Here is a 16,600-nt window from a genome sequence, read left to right as displayed (position 1 = left end):
CGCGCGCGGCCAGGGTCGGCATTACGTTCGGTTCATGCGCTTTCGCGTGGTCTTGGACGTGCTGGCCGTCCTGGTGCTGACTTTCGGCGCGGGCGGCAACCTCGCCGCCGGCGCGTGGACCCTGCCGCCGTGGTTACCGGGCTGGCTCGGCTGGACGATCCTCGCGGTGAGCGTCGTCCCGATCGTGCTGCGCCGCTGGTCACCACGCCCGGCGTACATCCTGTCCCTGGTGACGACCGCAGCGGCGGTCCCGATCGGCGGCCCGGTGCTGGCGGTCGCCGTCGTGTCGGCGGGCTGCGCGCTGTACACGTTCGTAGTGCAGCGCGGCAGCCGTGCCTCCCGGGTCGGCTTCGTGGCGGGCCTGCTCGGCATCGGCCTGATCGGAATAGCGGTCCCGAACCCGAGCACGGCGACAACGGTGAACTTCGGGGCCTCGGCCCTGATCGTCGGGTTCGCACTGGGCATCGCCGTCCACGGCCGCCGCGAACACGCGGCGATCGAGCGCGAAAACCACGCCCAGCAAGCGGTTTCGGCCGAGCGCCTGCGCATAGCCCGCGAGATGCACGACGTCGTCGCGCACAGCATGAGCTTGATCGCGGTGAAGGCAGCGGTCGGCAACCACGTGGCCCTGGAACAACCGGACCAGGCCCGCGACGCCCTGCGCGTCATCGAAGACACGAGCCGCGAAACGCTGGCGGAGCTGCGACGCATGCTGGGGGTGCTCCGCGACGGAACGGGCGTCCCGGCACTGGCCCCCGCGCCGACGCTCGACGACCTGCGGGCACTGGCCGAGCGCGCGCAACAGGCGGGCCCGACGGTCGACCTGATCATCGACGACCTCAAAGAGCTCCCGGGCGGCGTCGGCCAGTCGGTGTACCGGATAGCACAGGAGGCCCTGACCAACGTGGTGAAGCACGCAAACGCCACAACATGCCGGATACACGTCAAGGGTGGCGACGGCGAAGTGACCATCGAAGTGCGCGACGACGGCCGAGGAGGCGAGGCGGTACCGGGCCACGGCCTGATCGGAATGCGCGAGCGAGTAGCGGTCTACGACGGCGAGTTCTCGGCAGCCCCGGCGGAGACCGGCTTCCGCGTGTACGCGCGCCTGCCGTACGAAACGGTGGTACGCCGATGACCCGCGTCCTGATAGCCGACGACCAGGCCTTGTTGCGCGGAAGCTTCCGGGTCCTGGTGGACAGCGCACCGGGCCTGGAGGTGGTGGCCGAGGCATCCGACGGGGTGGAGGCGGTGGCCCTGACCCGCCGCGAGCACCCGGACGTGGTGCTGATGGACGTCCGCATGCCGGAGATGGACGGCATCGAAGCAACCCGGAGAATCTGCGCGGAGACGACGGTCCGGGTCTTGATGCTGACCACGTTCGACCTGGACGAGTACGTGTATTCGGCCCTGAGGGCAGGAGCGAGCGGCTTCCTCCTGAAGGACACCAGACCGGCAGACCTCCTGGCAGCGATCGAGATCGTGGCCTCGGGCGACGCACTACTGGCCCCCTCGGTGACCAGACGCCTGGTGGCGGAGTTCGCCAGACTCCCATCAGGCCCGGTGACCAGATTGGACGGAGTGACGGCCAGAGAGCAGGAGGTCCTGACCCTGATCGCCCGAGGCCTGTCGAACGACGAGATAGCGGCCAGGCTCCACGTGGGCATAGCAACGGTGAAAACCCACATCGGCAGGCTCCTGCACAAACTGGCGGCCAGAGACCGAGCCCAACTGGTGATAGCCGCATACGAGTCAGGCCTGGTACGAGCCACGGCAGCAGACTGAAGCGGGGGTTCGGCCGGCCCGCGACGTTGCCTACGCCACACGCGAAGTGACCGACAAGTAGTTAAGCTCCCGGGAATGAGCAGTGCGACGGAGCCGCTCGGGACGCCGCCCGAGGACGAACCGGACATTCACACCACGGCCGGCAAGCTGGCCGACCTGTATCGCCGTTACGACGAGGCGGTCCACGCGGGCTCGGCCCGGGCGGTGGAGAAGCAGCACGCCAAGGGCAAGAAAACCGCCCGCGAACGCATCGAGCTCCTGCTCGACGAGAACTCCTTCGTCGAACTCGACGAGCTGGCGAGACACCGCTCGACCAACTTCGGCCAGGAGAAGAACCGCCCGTACGGCGACGGCGTCGTCACCGGCTACGGCACCGTCGACGGCCGTCCCGTGTGCGTGTTCAGCCAGGACGTGACGGTCTTCGGCGGCAGCCTCGGCGAGGTCTACGGCGAGAAGATCGTCAAGGTGATGGACCTGGCGATCAAGACCGGCCGGCCGATCATCGGCATCAACGAGGGCGGCGGCGCGCGCATCCAGGAGGGTGTCGTCTCACTCGGCCTCTACGGCGAGATCTTCAACCGGAACGTCAAGGCGTCCGGTGTCATCCCGCAGATCTCGCTGATCATGGGCGCGAACGCGGGCGGGCACGTCTACTCCCCCGCGCTGACCGACTTCGTCGTGATGGTCGACGAGACCTCGCAGATGTTCATCACCGGCCCGGACGTCGTGAAGACGGTCACCGGCGAGGACGTCACCTTCGAAGAGCTCGGCGGCGGCCGCACCCACAACACGAAGTCGGGTGTCGCGCACTACCTGGGCTCCGACGACGAGGACGCCATCGCCTACGTCAAGGAACTGCTCTCCTACCTGCCGCAGAACAACCTGTCGGACGCGCCGGTGTTCGAGGCGTCGGACAACCCGCCCGGGTTCTTCGAAGACGTCACCGACGCCGACCGCGAGCTCGACACGATCATCCCGGACTCGCCGAACACCCCGTACGACATGCACGAGGTGATCACCCGGGTCCTCGACGACGGCGACTTCCTCGAGGTCCACGAGCTGTTCGCGCCGAACATCATCGTCGGCTTCGGCCGCGTCGACGGCCACAGCGTCGGCGTGGTCGCCAACCAGCCGACGCAGTTCGCCGGCTGCCTCGACATCGACGCGTCCGAGAAGGCCGCGCGGTTCGTCCGCACCTGCGACGCGTTCAACATCCCGGTGCTCACCTTCGTCGACGTCCCGGGCTTCCTCCCGGGCACCGACCAGGAGTGGAACGGCATCATCCGCCGCGGCGCGAAGCTGATCTACGCCTACGCCGAGGCGACCGTCCCGCTGGTGACGGTGATCACGCGCAAGGCGTACGGCGGCGCGTACGACGTCATGGGCTCGAAGCACCTCGGCGCCGACCTCAACCTCGCTTGGCCGACCGCGCAGGTCGCGGTGATGGGCGCGCAGGGCGCGGCGAACATCGTCCACCGCAAGACGCTGGCGAAGGCGGCGGCCGAGGGCCAGGACGTCGACAGTTTGCGGGCCGAGCTGATCCAGGAGTACGAGGACACGCTCCTGAACCCGTACGCGGCGGCCGAGCGCGGGTACGTCGACTCGGTGATCGTGCCGGCGCACACCCGCGGGCACGTCGCGCGGGCGCTGTCGCTGCTGCGCAACAAGCGGGAATCGCTTCCGCCCAAGAAGCACGGGAACATCCCGCTGTGAGCGAGCAGCGTCCCCTGCTGAGGGTGGTCCGAGGAAACCCGAGCGACGCCGAGCTGGCGGCGCTGACGGCGGTCGTCGCCGCGGCTTCGGCCGCGAAGGCGCCGGAGAAGCCGAAGCCGCGTACGTCGTGGTGGGGCGATCACGCCACTGCGCTGCACAAGCCGCTTCACCCCGGCGAAGACGCTTGGCGCGCTTCGGGTTTGCCTCAGGGCTGAAGGGTGTCGAGGAAGACCGTCGGGGCTTCGTTCTCGTGCACGATCGTGCCGAGCAGCGCCCCGAGCCGGTCGCGCTCGGGCGGGCTCAGCCGGGCGGCCAGGTCGTCGACCCGGCGGCAGGTCGCCGCGTAGAAGTCCTCCGCGAGTTCGCGGCCTTCCGGGGTGAGCAGGACGTGCACGGCCCGCCGGTCGTCCGGGTCCGGCGCGCGGCGGACGAGCCCGCGCCGGACCGCGCGGTCGACCAGGCCGGTGAGGCTCGATTTCTCGAGGCCGAGCGTCGCGCCGAGGTCGCCCATGCCGTACGGCCGGCCCATCAGCACGCACAGCAGCTGTCCCTGCTGCACGGTGAGCCCGTACTCGCGGGCCGACTCGGCGTAGACGGCGTTCACCAGGAACGACGCCCGCACGAGCCCGGCCACCACCCCGAGGTCCGCCCCGCTCTTCCCCATCCGGTCAGCCTACGGCTTCCCGCACGGCGGGCACGATTTCCCCGGCCCACCGCGCGGCCGCCGTCCGGTCGGGCGTGCTGCCACCGGGCCCGAAGAGCACGAACCCGGCGGCGTCGTGCTCCAGCACGGCACCGGTGAGTTCCTCGACCCACTGCGCGGGCGACCCGCCCATCCAGCGCCCGTCGTCGGCGCGGGTCCTGGCCAGCGGCTCGGCGGTGATCCGCCCGGGGAAGTTGTAGACGGTGACGATGTCGCCGGGATCCCGCCCGGCATCGACGGCGGCCTTGTCGATCACCGGGCGCGAGGAGCGGTACCGCTCGCTGAGCCAGTCGGCGGCGTGCCCGGGCATCCACCCGTCGGCCACCCGCCCGGTGACGGCGAGGGACTTCGGCCCGACGGACCCGGTCCACACGGGAGGCATCTTCTCTTTCGCGGGTTCCAGGTCGGTGACCTGGTAGAACTCGCCGTCGAAGGTGACCGGGTCGCCGCCCCCGCCGAGCATCTTCACGAGCCGGATGCCTTCTTCGAAGGCCCGGACGGCCTGCGCCGGGGTGAGCTTGGCGAAGCCGAGCCGCGCGATGTCGTCCCAGAGCCCGCCGACCCCCATGCCGAGCACGATCCGGCCGCCGGTGAGCGCGGACAGGCTCGTGACCGTGCGCGCCAGCATCGACGCGGGCCGCGTGGGCAGATTGGTGACGCTGACCAGGCCGGAGATCCGTTCGGTCTTGCCGAGAAGGACCCCGAGCTCGGCGTACGCGTCGAGCCGGTCGGCGTGGTACGGGTGATCGGAGACGGTGATGAGGTCGAGGCCGCTCTGGTCGGCTTGGACGGCGAGTTCGAGGGTGTCGGGGACGGCGGTGACTGCTGTGGACACGCCGATGCCGAAGTGCACCATGATTCCTCCCAGTTAGTTCGTAGTACGAACATAGCACAGGTAGTTCTTAGTACGAACTAACTGGCGATCACGGAGGTCCGGTCATCGAGCCGGACGGCGTCGGCTTCGAGGCAGCGGCGGAAGGGGTTGTCGTTGATCCGGTCAAGCCGGTCCGCGATGAGGAAGCAGGCTCCGGCCACCAACAGGGCGGCCGCCAACCCGGTCACGGTGTACCACGTCAGCCACAAGCCGATGGTGATGACGCCGAAGACCAGCAGAGTCACCGCGATCGCGGCCAGCACCAGCCCCAGAGCCACGAGCACGAAGTCGAGATCGCCGAAGCGAAGTAAGAGGAATACCAGCGGGATCCAGAGTTGAAGTACCCAGCTCAGCCAGGTCGGCCCCAACGGCCAGGACCCGGTCAGCACCAGGATCGATCGGACCATTCCCGCCAGCAGGGAACCCCCACCGGCCAGCACCACGACCACCCCGAACGTGGCCCACAGCGCGTCCGTGCTCCGCCGCGGCTGCAGCACCGTCGGCCAGTCTCCGACACGGATCTGCCCTCGAAGGGCGCTGGCGAAGATCACCGCGCGCACCGGCCACCTCATGAGGCCTGCCAGCCGACGATCGAACCCGTCCATCGCCACCTGGTTCGAGATCGAGTCGATCCTTTCTTCGTCAGCCTTGGTCGGCCCCGGCCGCTTGGCCGCCTCTCGAAGGGAATATTCGTGCTCCAGCGCCGTATCTCCCCAGACTTCACCCAGAAAGGGGCGAGGCTGCAACCGATCGATTCTCCTCAAGGCCAACGGGATCCCCAGCCGGGAATCGATGACATCGAGATTTCCGGGAATGTCGGGGAGGCCCGAATCGTCGAGCAGCTTTCCGATGCGACCGACCAGGAGTGCAAGGGAATCGTCCGGCCCCTCGCTGAAGGGCTGCCAGAACCACCGATCCGATTCGGGGCGGTCATCCGGGATCGGTTGCCGCTTCAGGTCCTCCTCGACGTTCGGATCAGCCAGCAGAGACGCGAGCCACCACGCGGCCCGGCGTGCCACCGCGGTCTCGACCCAGATGAGCTGGGTGAGTGCGGCCGCTGCGGCAGGAGTCCCCACGACGGCCAGATCGTCCACCGCCCATAGATATCCCTCAGCCGAGCGCGCGATGAGGACCGGCAACGCCAGCTCGCCCATGCCACGCAAGGCCGCCCGGCGATCTTCGTCGGCAGCACTCCGCGGCGCCAGGGCTTCCGCCGCCTCCACCCGCCCGGATGCCGAGAGCGCCTGCATCGCATCCACCTTGGCATCTCCGCCGGCTTCGACGATGGCGATCAACCGCTGCAGCACTTCCTGCCCTCGCGGCCGGCCGTCGGCAGCCACCGTCCCGACCGCGGCGACGATCGCCGGCCGATCCGGCCCCGGCTTGCCGAGCCGATTCAAGAAGTATTCGACGACCGTCCGGGCAAACGCGCTGTCCACCCGTTTCGCCTCGGCCAGGCACTCCAAAGCCAGGATCTTGTGGTGCATCTCCGCCGACTCGAAAATCCGGGAGATCACCCTCGTGCTGTCCCGGTTGCTCGCCCCGCACCACAGCTTCACCGTCTCCCGCCACGCCAGCGGGTCCGCGCGATACCGCAGCAGCAACCCCTCCGGGTCGTCGGCCAGCTCGGTTGCCGCCAGGTACTCCTGCAGCGTCAAGTGGCGGAAGACGAAGTCCGTCCGGTTCTTCGTGATCGACACCAGGAGCTGGCTGCGGTCGATGATCTCGTCGAGCAGCGGCTTGATGTGCGTCTGGTCGAGGTTGAGGTCGGGCAGCAGCTGGCGGGTCGTGTTCTCGAGGAGTTTCTTCGTGATCGTCAGGCGGTCGTCGACCTCGGTCGTGGTCTGCATCGTCACCAGGGCGACGCGCTGCAGCACCGCCAGCTTCTCGCCCACCTCGTACACCGTGAGCGAGTCGGCGCGGCCGAGGTCGGTGTCACGGCCCAGCAGGTGCGTGATCGCCTCCTGGTAGAACGCCGGACGCGACGTCGGGAGCCGGCGGCCGGTCTTGGCGAAGACCTCGGTCTGCAGGTACGCGATCATCGTCAGCAGCAGCGGGCTGCGCGCGAGACGCATCAGCGCGGGGTTCTTCTGCAGGCCGGCGAACACCTCCGCGGCCGAAGTCCCGGCCAGGCCCTCCCACTTGCCCAGGAACCGGATGACGGCCGCGTCGTCGAACTCCGCCACCCGGACGACATGGGTGAACTGATCGCCCAGCGGCTGGCCTTGGTAGACGACGTCCCGGCAGGTCACGATCACCTGGCACTCCGGGTAGTCCCGCGCGAAGTCGCGCAGCGTCCCGAACACACGGTTCTGCTGGGCGCGGCCGACTTCGTCGAGACCGTCGAAGAGCAACGTCAGCCGGCCGTCCCGCAACGCCTGCTCCGCCAGCTCCTTCACCGCGTCACGGTGCCGGGACCGGGCCGGGTAGGCCCGCGCCAGCTCGGACACCACGAGGTCGACCAGCGAGGCGGACCCGTCGTTGCAGCGGTGCAGCTCGATCAGGACGGGCATCCGCTCCGCCGCGCCCGCCCGGACCCGGCGCACCCACATCAGCATCGAGTTCTTCAGCAGCAGCGACTTGCCCGCGCCGGCCGGGCCGATGATGACCGACCGGGGCTGCTCGCGGATCTTTTCGTAGATGTCCTCCCGGCACCCCTCCCGCTCGTACTGCAGGGGGACGTAAACGCTGTCGATGTCGATCACCCGGTCGGTCACGAACCCGAGCGCGTGGCGCGAGTAGTCCCGCGACACGACTTCGGCGTACCGGCGGATCAGCCGCTTCCGCAGCTTCGTCTTCCGGGAAAAGGCCGCCGCCGACCAGTCGAACGCCTTCGCGCCCGACTTCTTGAAGTACTCGCCGAAGAACTGCTTCGACGCCCACACCACCACGACCGCGACGACGAGCACGACGAGGCCGAAGGGCAGCAGGTACGGAGAAAGATCGACACCACCGATCGTCACAGAACACAGAGTCGACCGGACGCGACGCGGTGTTACACCGTTAATTCGTTCGAGCCGCCGGTGATCACTTGCTACCTTGGGTTCCGCCCGGTGCGACGGGGAAGGTTACTTCCGGTATCCCATTGGTTCGAATCCAAAACCGGCCGCCTCACCGCGGCCGGGTCGACACCTTCTCCAGCCGAGACCTCGGGCACCCAACTTCACACGCACTCCCGGTGCGAAGCCCGCGGTTACTTCTTGCTGTAAACGAGACCCCGCGGGCAACGAAGATCTCGGGAGCCACGGCCACACCGGTGCCCGGTGCGCAGGCGAGGGTTACTTCCGCTTCCAACGGGCAGGTCGGGGGTTCGAATCCCTCCCGGACCACACCCGGTCCGGTAGCTCAGTGGCCTAGAGCAGCTATGTACCTTCACCGACTTCGATCTCGGGCATCGCTGTGGCCGTGGCTCCCACCTGAAAAAAAGGGGGAGAAATGAGCAAGTTCAACACCGCACGAGCACCCGCCGCGACCTCTCCGGTCCGCAGCGAGGCCATGCCGTCCACCGTCACCCACGAGGGCGGCGCCGGCTACGCGCGCGACACGAAGTCCGCGCTCTTCCTGCTCGCCGTCACGAACATGGTGGGCGAGCACACCTTCTACGAGTCCGCCGGTACGCGCGACACGCGCTACGCCGAGCTCGTTCGCCAGGCCACACTGGACGATCCGGAGTGGACCGCCCGGTTCCTGCGCTGGCTGCGCACGGACGCGAACCTGCGCACGGCGTCGCTCGTCGGCGCGGCCGAGTTCGCCAAGGCCCGGCGGGACGCCGGTCTCGACGGGCTGAGCCGCCAGGTCGTCGCGGACGTGCTGCAGCGGGCCGACGAGCCCGGCGAGCTGCTCGCGTACTGGACTTCCGTGCACAGCCGGGCCGTGCCGAAGCCGGTCAAGCGCGGTGTCGCCGACGCCGCGGCGAAGCTCTACGACGAGCGGTCCTTCGTCAAGTGGGACTCCGCCGCGCGCGCGTTCCGCTTCGCCGACGTTCTCGAGCTGACCCACCCGGCAGGCGGGGGCGAGCTGTTCCGGCACATCCTCGACGAGCGGCACGACCGCGGCAACGCGATCCCGGCCTCTCTCAAGACCCTCCGCGCCCGCGCGGAGCTGATGAGCTGGGACGTCGACGACCGCCGCAAGCTGTTCGAGCGGCCGGACGCGGCGAACGTGCTCCGCGCCGCGGGCATGACGTGGGAGTCGGTCGCCGGCTGGCTGCAGGGCCCGCTGGACGCGCGCGTCTGGGAGGCGCTGATCCCGTCGATGGGGTACATGGCCCAGTTGCGGAACGTCCGCAACTTCGACGAGGCCGGCGTCTCGGACGCGGTCGCGCAGCGGGTCGCCGAGCGGCTCGCCGATCCGGCGCAGGTCGCGAAGTCGCGGCAGCTGCCGATGCGGTTCCTTTCGGCGTACCGCGCCGCGCCGTCGCTGCGGTGGGCGTGGGCGCTGGAGCAGGCGATCGCGCACGCGCTGGACAACGTGCCGTCGCTGGCCGGGCGGACGCTGGTCCTCGTCGACACGTCGGCGTCGATGAACGACCGCTTCAGCCGGGACGGCAGCCTGATGCGCTGGGACGCGGCCGCGGTGTTCGGCCTGGCGCTCGGCCGGCGCTGCGCGAAGGCCGACGTCGTGTCGTTCTCGGACGGCTACTGGGGTGGCGGCAAGGGCACCAAGGTGTTCAAGCTGCGCCGGGGCGGCTCGCTGCTGAGCGACGTCGAGCGCTGGAAGTCCGGCGGGTTCTTCATCGGCGGCGGCACCGACACGGCCGGCGCGGTGAAGAAGCACTTCGCGAAGCACGACCGCGTCGTGATCCTCACCGACGAGCAGGCCGCGTTCGGCGACGTCGGGCAGGCGCTGCCCGCGCACGTGCCGCTGTACACCTGGAACCTGGCCGGGTACCAGGCCGGGCACGCGCCGTCCGGCGGGCCGCAGCGGCACACGTTCGGCGGCCTGAGCGACCAGGCCTTCCGGATGATCCCGCTGCTCGAGCGAGGCCGCAGCGCCGACTGGCCGTTCTGAGAGACGCCGTGCAGGCCCCCGTGACGAGATCATGGGGGCCTGCACGCTGTGTACGGACCGTCACAGGAATGACCGTGGACCCACCACTAGCCCGGGCCGTATAGTCCACGTGGAATAACCGACCTGGAGGGATCACTTCATGGCCTCGCCCAAGCTGACGCCACTCGGCATCGCCGTGCTGGAGCTGCTCCACGAGGGGCCGATGCACCCGTACGAGATGGCCCAGCTCATGCGCGAGCGGTACGTCCACATGCGGGTCAACGTCAAAGCGGGCTCGCTCTACCACACGGTCGAGCGCCTGTGCCGTGACGGATTGATCGAGGTCGTCGACACGCAACGTGACGGACGGCGGCCCGAACGGACCGTCTACGGCATGACCCAGACCGGGCTGGACGAGTTCACCCAGCGCGGTCGCGAACTGCTCGGGGACCTCGCCACCGAGTTCCCCGCCTTCCTGTCCGGGCTCGGGGTGATCGACGAACTGGGGCGCGAAACCGCGTTGGTCGAACTCGAGCACCGGATCACCCGGCTGCGCGCCGCGGTGGCCGCCGACGAGGCGGTGCTGCAGCGCCTGGCCGAGGACGAGACCCCGGCGATCTACTGGCTGGACTGGCGTTACCAGTGCGACCACCGGAAGTTCGAGCTCCAGTGGACCGAGCGGCTCCACGAGGACCTGCGGTCCGGGCGGATCCCGTTCCAGGACAAGGAACAACCCAAGCTCACGCTCATCACCAGGGAAGACGACGATGAACGCAAGACAAGCTAACCCGTGGGCCGCGCTGGGCGCGCTGTGCCTGGGCTTCTTCATGATCCTGCTCGACACGACCATCGTGTCGATCGCGATCCCGACCATGCTGAACAAGCTGAACGCCGGGCTGAACTCGGTCGTCTGGGTGATCAGCGTCTACCTGCTCACCTACGCCGTGCCGATGCTGTTCACCAGCCGGCTCGGCGACCGCTTCGGCCCGAAGCGGGTGTTCCTCGCCGGGCTCGTCGTCTTCACCGGCGCGTCGCTGTGGTGCGGCCTGTCCGGCAACGTCGAAATGCTGATCGCCGCGCGGGCCGTGCAGGGGCTCGGCGCCGCGCTGATGACGCCGCAGACGCTGGCGTTCATCACGCACCTGTTCCCGCCGGCCAAACGCGGCCCGGCGATGGGCATGTGGGGCGGGGTCGCCGGGCTGGCGACGATCGCCGGCCCGCTGCTCGGCGGCGTGCTGGTCGACCACCTCGGCTGGGAGTGGATCTTCTTCGTCAACGTCCCGATCGGCGTGATCGCCATCGTGCTGACCGTGATGCTGGTCCCGGACTGGCAGCCGAAGCACGCGCACGCGTTCGACCTGCTGGGGATCCTGCTCTCCAGCGCGGCGCTGCTGTGCATCGTGTTCGGCGTCCAGAACGGCCAGCAGTACGACTGGGGCACGGTCTTCGGCGGCATCACGGTGTTCGAGATCATCGGCGCCGGCGTGGTGCTGATGATCGCCTTCCTGGTCTGGCAGCGCTTCAACAAGCGTGAGCCGCTGCTGCCGCTGCAGGTGTTCTCGAACCGGAACTTCTCGGCCGGGACGCTCACCGCGGCCACCGTCGGCTTCGCGATGACCGGCATGTTCCTGCCGCTGGTCATCTACATCCAGTCGGTGCTCGGGCTGAGCCCGACCATGGGCGGCCTGCTCACCGCGCCGATGTCGCTGCTGTCCGGGATCATCGCGCCGTTCGTCGGGCGCGCGTCGGACAAGGTGAACGGCAAGTACCTGGTGATGTTCGGCCTGGCGGCGCTCGCGGCCGGGCTGGGGATCATCGCGCTGCAGGCGACGCCGGACAGCAACGCGTGGACGTTCGTCCCGGCGCTGCTGGTGTGCGGGCTCGGCATCGGCTGCATCTTCTCGCCGATGAGCAACCTGACGATGGGTTCGGTCGAGCCGCGGCTGGCCGGGACCGCGTCCGGCATCTTCAACACCGCGCGCCAGGTCGGCGGCGTGCTCGGCAGCGCGGCGATCGGCGTGCTGCTGCAGGCCCGGATCAGCGCGTCCATCGCGGACGAAGCGACGAAGGCGGCTTCGCAGCTGCCCGAGCAGTACCGGGCGCCGTTCGCCGAAGGGATCGCCCACGCGGCGGCGAGCACCGGCGAGTTCGGCTCGGCCGGCGGCCCGTCGCCGATGCCGGGCCTGCCCGCGGACATCGCCGCGCAGGCCGGGAAGCTGGCCACCGAGGCGGTCCACAGTGGACTGACCGACGCGGCCCGGGTGACGATGCTGCTGCCGATGGGCGTGCTGCTGCTCGGGGTGCTCTCGGCGGCCGTGCTGCAGCGGGTCAAGCCGCGCTGGGAGACGCCCGCGCCCGCCGCCGAAGCCGCCGCGGCCTGAAAACCGCGCAGGCCCCCGCTCCGGGTGTCGGGTACCGGAGCGGGGGCCTGCACGGACCGCGGGAGCGGTGGCTAGCGGCGGTACGACAGGCCGGCCCCGTACGGGAACAGGCCCTGCTTGCCGTCGCCGTCGTTGATCGGTTCCTGCGAAGAGCTGTTCGGCCAGGTGAAGCTCAGCTTCCCGGTCGGGTTGTAGTCGCCGTAGAGGACGTCGGCGACGCCGGCGCCTTCCGAGCCCGGCAGCCAGGCCGCCACCAGACCCCGCATCGACGGCAGCTGCGCCGCGATGTCCAGCGGCCGTCCGGAGACGGTCACGACGACCAGGGGTACGCCCGAGGCCTTCAGCTTGCCGATGAGGGCGAGGTCTTCGGCGTCGAGGCCGAGTCCGTTCGGCCGGTCTCCCTGCCCTTCGGCGTACGGCGTTTCGCCCACCACGGCGACGGCGACCTGGTAGCCGGCGCCGATTCCGTTACCCGCACGGTCATAGGTCACCACCGTGCCTTTCCCGGCACCGGCCTTGATGCCGTCGAGGATCGTGGTGCCGGGAATGACCCGGGCACCGCTCTGGCCCTGCCAGGTGAGCGTCCAGCCGCCCGCCTGGTTGCCCATGTCGTTCGCGTTCTTCCCGGCCACGAAGATCTTGTTGTTGTCCTTCGCCAGCGGTAGCACGCCGTCGTTCTTGAGCAGCACCTGCGACTCGCGCACCGCCTGCCGCGCCAGCGCGTGGTGCGCCGCGCTGCCGAAGTCCTGCTGCAGCGAGCGGTCGGTGTACGGGTGGTCGAACAGGCCGAGTTCGAACTTCTTCGTGAGGATCCGCCGGTTGGCGTCGTCGATGCGGGACATCGGGACGTGCCCGTTGCCGACTTCGGCCTTCAGCGTGCTGATGAACTTCAGGTAGTCGTTCGGGACCATGACCATGTCGATGCCGGCGTTGACGGCCTGGCTGACCTCGGCCGCGGTGAAGCCGGACTGGCCGTCGATCTGGTCGATGCCGTTCCAGTCGGAAATCACGTAGCCGGAGAAACCCAGCTCGCCCTTGAGCAGGTCGGTGATCAGGAACTTGTTGCCGTGGTCCTTGACGCCGTTCCAGCTGTTGAAGCTGATCATCACCGAGCCGACGCCGTGGGCCACCGCGGCCTGGAACGGCGGCAGGTGGATCCGGCGCAGCTCGTCCAGGCCGATCTGGGTGTTGCCCTGGTCGACGCCGCCGGTGGTGCCGCCGTCGCCGATGAAGTGCTTGGCCGTGGCCATGATCGACGTCGTGTTGCCGAGCGAAGAGCCCTGCAGGCCCTCGATGACGACGGAGTTCGCGACGGCGTTGGCGGGGACCTCGCCGAAGGACTCGTACGTGCGGCCCCAGCGGTCGTCGCGGGCGACGCACAGGCAGGGCGCGAAGCCCCACTTGACGCCGGTGGCGGCGGATTCCCGGGCGGTGATCACGCCGATCTGCCGGACCAGCGCCGGGTCGTTCGCGGCGCCGAGGCCGATGTTGTGCGGGAAGATCGTGGCGCCGTAGGCGTTGTTGTGGCCGTGCACGGTGTCGGAGCCGTAGACGATCGGGATGCCGAGGCCGGTCGACGTCGCCGCCCGCTGGTAGGCGTCGATCATGTCCGCCCAGGCCGCGGGGGTGTTCGGCGAGGGCGTCGAACCGCCGCCGGAGAGGATGGACCCGAGCCGGGCGGCGGCGGACTGCGCGGGCGTCGCGGCCCCGCGCTCGCCTTCGGTCATCTGCCCGACCTTGTCGTCGAGCGTCATCCGCGCCATCAGGTCCGTGACGCGGTCGGCCACCGAGGCGCGGGAGTCTTTGTAGAGCGGAGTGGCGGACGCCGACGCCATCGGCACGAGGGTCGTGCCCGAGAGGAGCAGACCGGCCAAAACAGCGGTTCGCAATGATCTCTTGGTGCGGAGGAGCGGCATCGGTCTCTCCGTGACAGTCCGTCGATCCATAAGTTGCGAGCCAAAACAAATTAACTCGCCCGTGAGGTGACGCCGGTCACAATTCGGTCACGACCGCCTGGTCAAGTAAGTTTCAGGCGTGCAGTTCGTCCTCGCCTCCCAGTCCCCCGCCCGCCTCGCCCTCCTGCGCTCCGCGGGCCTCGATCCGGCCGTGTTCGTCTCCGGCGTCGACGAGGACGCCGTCGCCGCCGCGCTGACCGACCCCTCGCCGTCCGAGCTGGTCACCGCGCTCGCCACGGCCAAGGCCGAGGCGGTCATCGACCAGGTCGCCGCGGCGCACCCGGACGCCGTCGTCGTCGCCTGCGATTCGATGCTTTCGATCCACGGCCGGATGGTCGGAAAGCCCGGTTCGCCGGAGGTCGCCCGGTCCCGCTGGGCCGCGATGGCGGGGGCATCCGGTGAACTCCTCACCGGCCACGCCGTCGTCCGGCTCGACGGCGGGACGCGTGCGAAGGAGGCGTCCGGCTGGGAAGCGACCACCGTCCGGTTCGGCACGCCGAGCGCCCACGAGATCGACGCCTACGTCGCCAGCGGCGAGCCGCTCAACGTCGCCGGCGGCTTCACGATCGACGGCCGGGGCGGCTGGTTCGTCGACGGGCTCGACGGCGGCCACACCAGCGTCATCGGCATCAGCCTGCCGCTCACGCGCCGGCTGCTGGGCGAGGTCGGCGTGAGTGTCGTGGATCTCTGGCAGCCTCCCGCATCCTGAGAAAGACACCACACCATCGGGTGTTCCGGAAGAGTCCTCCCCGGCCTGGCGTTCGCCTAACCAGGCAAGAGTGGAAACTTTCGAGCACCGGAGTCGCCCCGTGTCTTTCGTCCGGACATACACCAAACCGCGGGTGTTCGCGGCCGCGGTTCTCGGCTCGCTCGTCGTCGGCGCCCTCCTGGGCGTCGTCGCGCGGCAGACCGAGGCCGGCTGGCTGACCGATCTCCTCGACCAGATCGGCACCATCTTCACCACGCTGCTGCAGATCGCGGTGATCCCGCTGGTCTTCACGGCGATCGTGGTCGGCATCAACAGCCTCCGGAAGCTCGGCGGCGGCCGCACCGCCGCGCGCCTCGGCGGCAAGACGGTGCTGTGGTTCGCCATCACGTCGTTCATCGCGTCGCTGATCGGCATCGCGGTCGGCCGGATCTTCAACCCGGGCTCCGGCGGGCTCGGCGGCGTCGAGGCGACCGCCAAGAACGCCGACAAGGCAGCGAAGAGCGTCGACCACTGGGGCTCGTGGGACGCCTTCGTCAACGGGCTGCTGCCGGAGAACTTCGTGAAAGCGTTCTCCGACGGCGAGACGCTGCAGGTGCTGTTCCTCGCCCTGGTCATCGGCGCGGCCGCCTACAGCCTGGGCGAGAAGGCGAAGCCGTTCGTGGACTTCACGACGAGCGTGTTCGAAATCATCCAGCGCTACCTCGGCTGGATCGTCCGGCTGGCCCCGATCGGCATCATCGGCCTGATCGGCGCGGCGGTGTCCAACTACGGCGACGCGCTGTTCCGCCCGCTGTTCTCGACGACGCTCGCGGTGTACGTGGGCTGCCTGCTGGTGCTGTTCGTCGTCTACCCGATCCTGCTGCAGTTCGTGGCGAAGGTCAGCCCGCTGAAGTTCTTCGCGAAGGCGGGCACGGCGATCCAGTTCGCGTTCGCCTCGCAGTCCTCGGCCGCGACGCTGCCGCTGACCCGCCAGTCCGCGGTCAACCTCGGCGTCCAGCCGGCGTACGCGGCCTTCGCGACCCCGCTCGGCAGCGCGACCAAGATGGACGGCTGCGCGGCGGTCTTCCCGGCGATCGCGGCGATCTTCGTCGCCAACCTGGCCGGGGTGTCGCTGAACTTCTGGCAGTACGCCGGCATCGTCGTGGTGGCCGTGGTCGGCGCACTGGCGACGGCCGGGACCACCGGCTGGCTGACGGCGTTCACGCTGACGACGTCGTTCATCGGCCTCGACGCCAAGCAGGTCGCGCTGGGCCTGGCGCTGATCTACTCGGTCAACCCGATCATGGACATGATGCGCACGGCGACGAACGTGGCCGGCCAGATCGTGGTCCCGACGATCGTGGCGCGCAGCGAAGGCCTCCTCGACGACGAGGTCCTCGACGCCCCGACCGACCGCCCCGAGCACAGCGACGACGGCACCTCGGCCCGCCACACCGAACCCGCCCCCGCCTGACCCCGCAACCGGCGTGAAGGCCGTCTCGAGTGATCGAG

13 protein-coding genes and 1 tRNA gene are annotated in these 16,600 nt (G+C 69.4%); 10 read left to right on the top strand and 4 right to left on the bottom strand.

Annotated features, from left to right (window positions below):
• Window positions 1-34: 34 nt before the first annotated feature.
• The 4 genes from AB0J55_RS31605 to AB0J55_RS31590 all read left to right on the top strand — a co-directional run bounded on the left by AB0J55_RS31605 (window position 35) and on the right by AB0J55_RS31590 (window position 3,713).
• Window positions 35-1,138: a sensor histidine kinase gene (locus tag AB0J55_RS31605; protein WP_364256616.1), complete on the top strand. Its 1,104-nt coding sequence runs from the start codon at window positions 35-37 to the stop codon at window positions 1,136-1,138.
• Window positions 1,135-1,785 (top strand): response regulator transcription factor, encoded by a 651-nt coding sequence (locus tag AB0J55_RS31600; protein WP_364256613.1) that lies wholly within the window; start codon window positions 1,135-1,137, stop codon window positions 1,783-1,785. The genes AB0J55_RS31605 and AB0J55_RS31600 overlap by 4 nt, the downstream gene beginning before the upstream one ends.
• 75 nt (window positions 1,786-1,860) lie before the next feature.
• Window positions 1,861-3,498, top strand: coding sequence for an acyl-CoA carboxylase subunit beta (locus AB0J55_RS31595; RefSeq protein ID WP_364256610.1), 1,638 nt, complete (start codon window positions 1,861-1,863; stop codon window positions 3,496-3,498).
• A complete protein-coding gene (locus AB0J55_RS31590; protein ID WP_364256607.1) occupies window positions 3,495-3,713 on the top strand; it encodes an acyl-CoA carboxylase subunit epsilon in 219 nt (72 codons plus the stop codon). The genes AB0J55_RS31595 and AB0J55_RS31590 overlap by 4 nt, the downstream gene beginning before the upstream one ends.
• On the opposite strand, the gene AB0J55_RS31585 is transcribed toward AB0J55_RS31590, so the two are convergent.
• From AB0J55_RS31585 to AB0J55_RS31575, 3 genes are read right to left on the bottom strand one after another with little or no spacing between them, the layout of a single operon-like run.
• Complete coding sequence (locus AB0J55_RS31585) at window positions 3,704-4,162, bottom strand: MarR family transcriptional regulator (protein ID WP_364256604.1); 459 nt, start codon at window positions 4,160-4,162, stop codon at window positions 3,704-3,706. The two genes, AB0J55_RS31590 and AB0J55_RS31585, sit on opposite strands and share 10 nt — an antisense overlap.
• A gap of 4 nt (window positions 4,163-4,166) precedes the next feature.
• Window positions 4,167-5,057 (bottom strand): LLM class flavin-dependent oxidoreductase, encoded by an 891-nt coding sequence (locus AB0J55_RS31580; protein ID WP_364256601.1) that lies wholly within the window; start codon window positions 5,055-5,057, stop codon window positions 4,167-4,169.
• Between the two features lie 56 nt (window positions 5,058-5,113).
• Window positions 5,114-8,038 (bottom strand): NACHT domain-containing protein, encoded by a 2,925-nt coding sequence (locus tag AB0J55_RS31575; protein ID WP_364256598.1) that lies wholly within the window; start codon window positions 8,036-8,038, stop codon window positions 5,114-5,116.
• Between the two features lie 292 nt (window positions 8,039-8,330).
• Here AB0J55_RS31575 and AB0J55_RS31570 point away from each other — a divergent pair.
• The 4 genes from AB0J55_RS31570 to AB0J55_RS31555 all read left to right on the top strand — a co-directional run bounded on the left by AB0J55_RS31570 (window position 8,331) and on the right by AB0J55_RS31555 (window position 12,445).
• Window positions 8,331-8,404: transfer RNA gene (locus AB0J55_RS31570), tRNA-OTHER, on the top strand.
• Between the two features lie 106 nt (window positions 8,405-8,510).
• On the top strand, window positions 8,511-10,085 hold the full coding sequence (locus tag AB0J55_RS31565; RefSeq protein WP_364256595.1) for a TROVE domain-containing protein: 1,575 nt from the start codon (window positions 8,511-8,513) through the stop codon (window positions 10,083-10,085).
• 139 nt (window positions 10,086-10,224) lie between these two features.
• Window positions 10,225-10,851, top strand: a complete 627-nt coding sequence (locus AB0J55_RS31560; RefSeq protein WP_364256592.1) for a PadR family transcriptional regulator — start codon at window positions 10,225-10,227, stop codon at window positions 10,849-10,851.
• Window positions 10,832-12,445, top strand: a complete 1,614-nt coding sequence (locus tag AB0J55_RS31555; RefSeq protein ID WP_364256589.1) for a DHA2 family efflux MFS transporter permease subunit — start codon at window positions 10,832-10,834, stop codon at window positions 12,443-12,445. The genes AB0J55_RS31560 and AB0J55_RS31555 overlap by 20 nt, the downstream gene beginning before the upstream one ends.
• A gap of 71 nt (window positions 12,446-12,516) precedes the next feature.
• Here the strand turns inward: AB0J55_RS31555 and AB0J55_RS31550 are convergent, their stop codons facing one another.
• On the bottom strand, window positions 12,517-14,361 hold the full coding sequence (locus tag AB0J55_RS31550; RefSeq protein WP_364256586.1) for a glycoside hydrolase family 3 N-terminal domain-containing protein: 1,845 nt from the start codon (window positions 14,359-14,361) through the stop codon (window positions 12,517-12,519).
• Window positions 14,362-14,479: 118 nt separating this feature from the next.
• On the opposite strand from AB0J55_RS31550, the gene AB0J55_RS31545 reads away from it, so the two are divergent.
• Complete coding sequence (locus tag AB0J55_RS31545; protein ID WP_364256584.1) at window positions 14,480-15,109, top strand: Maf family protein; 630 nt, start codon at window positions 14,480-14,482, stop codon at window positions 15,107-15,109.
• A 100-nt stretch (window positions 15,110-15,209) separates the two neighbouring features.
• Complete coding sequence (locus AB0J55_RS31540; protein WP_364256581.1) at window positions 15,210-16,562, top strand: dicarboxylate/amino acid:cation symporter; 1,353 nt, start codon at window positions 15,210-15,212, stop codon at window positions 16,560-16,562.
• The last annotated feature ends 38 nt before the right edge of the window (window positions 16,563-16,600 follow it).

The organism is Amycolatopsis sp. NPDC049688, from assembly GCF_040674975.1.
GTDB lineage: Bacteria > Actinomycetota > Actinomycetes > Mycobacteriales > Pseudonocardiaceae > Amycolatopsis.
This window is presented reverse-complemented; position numbering and strand designations above follow the sequence as displayed.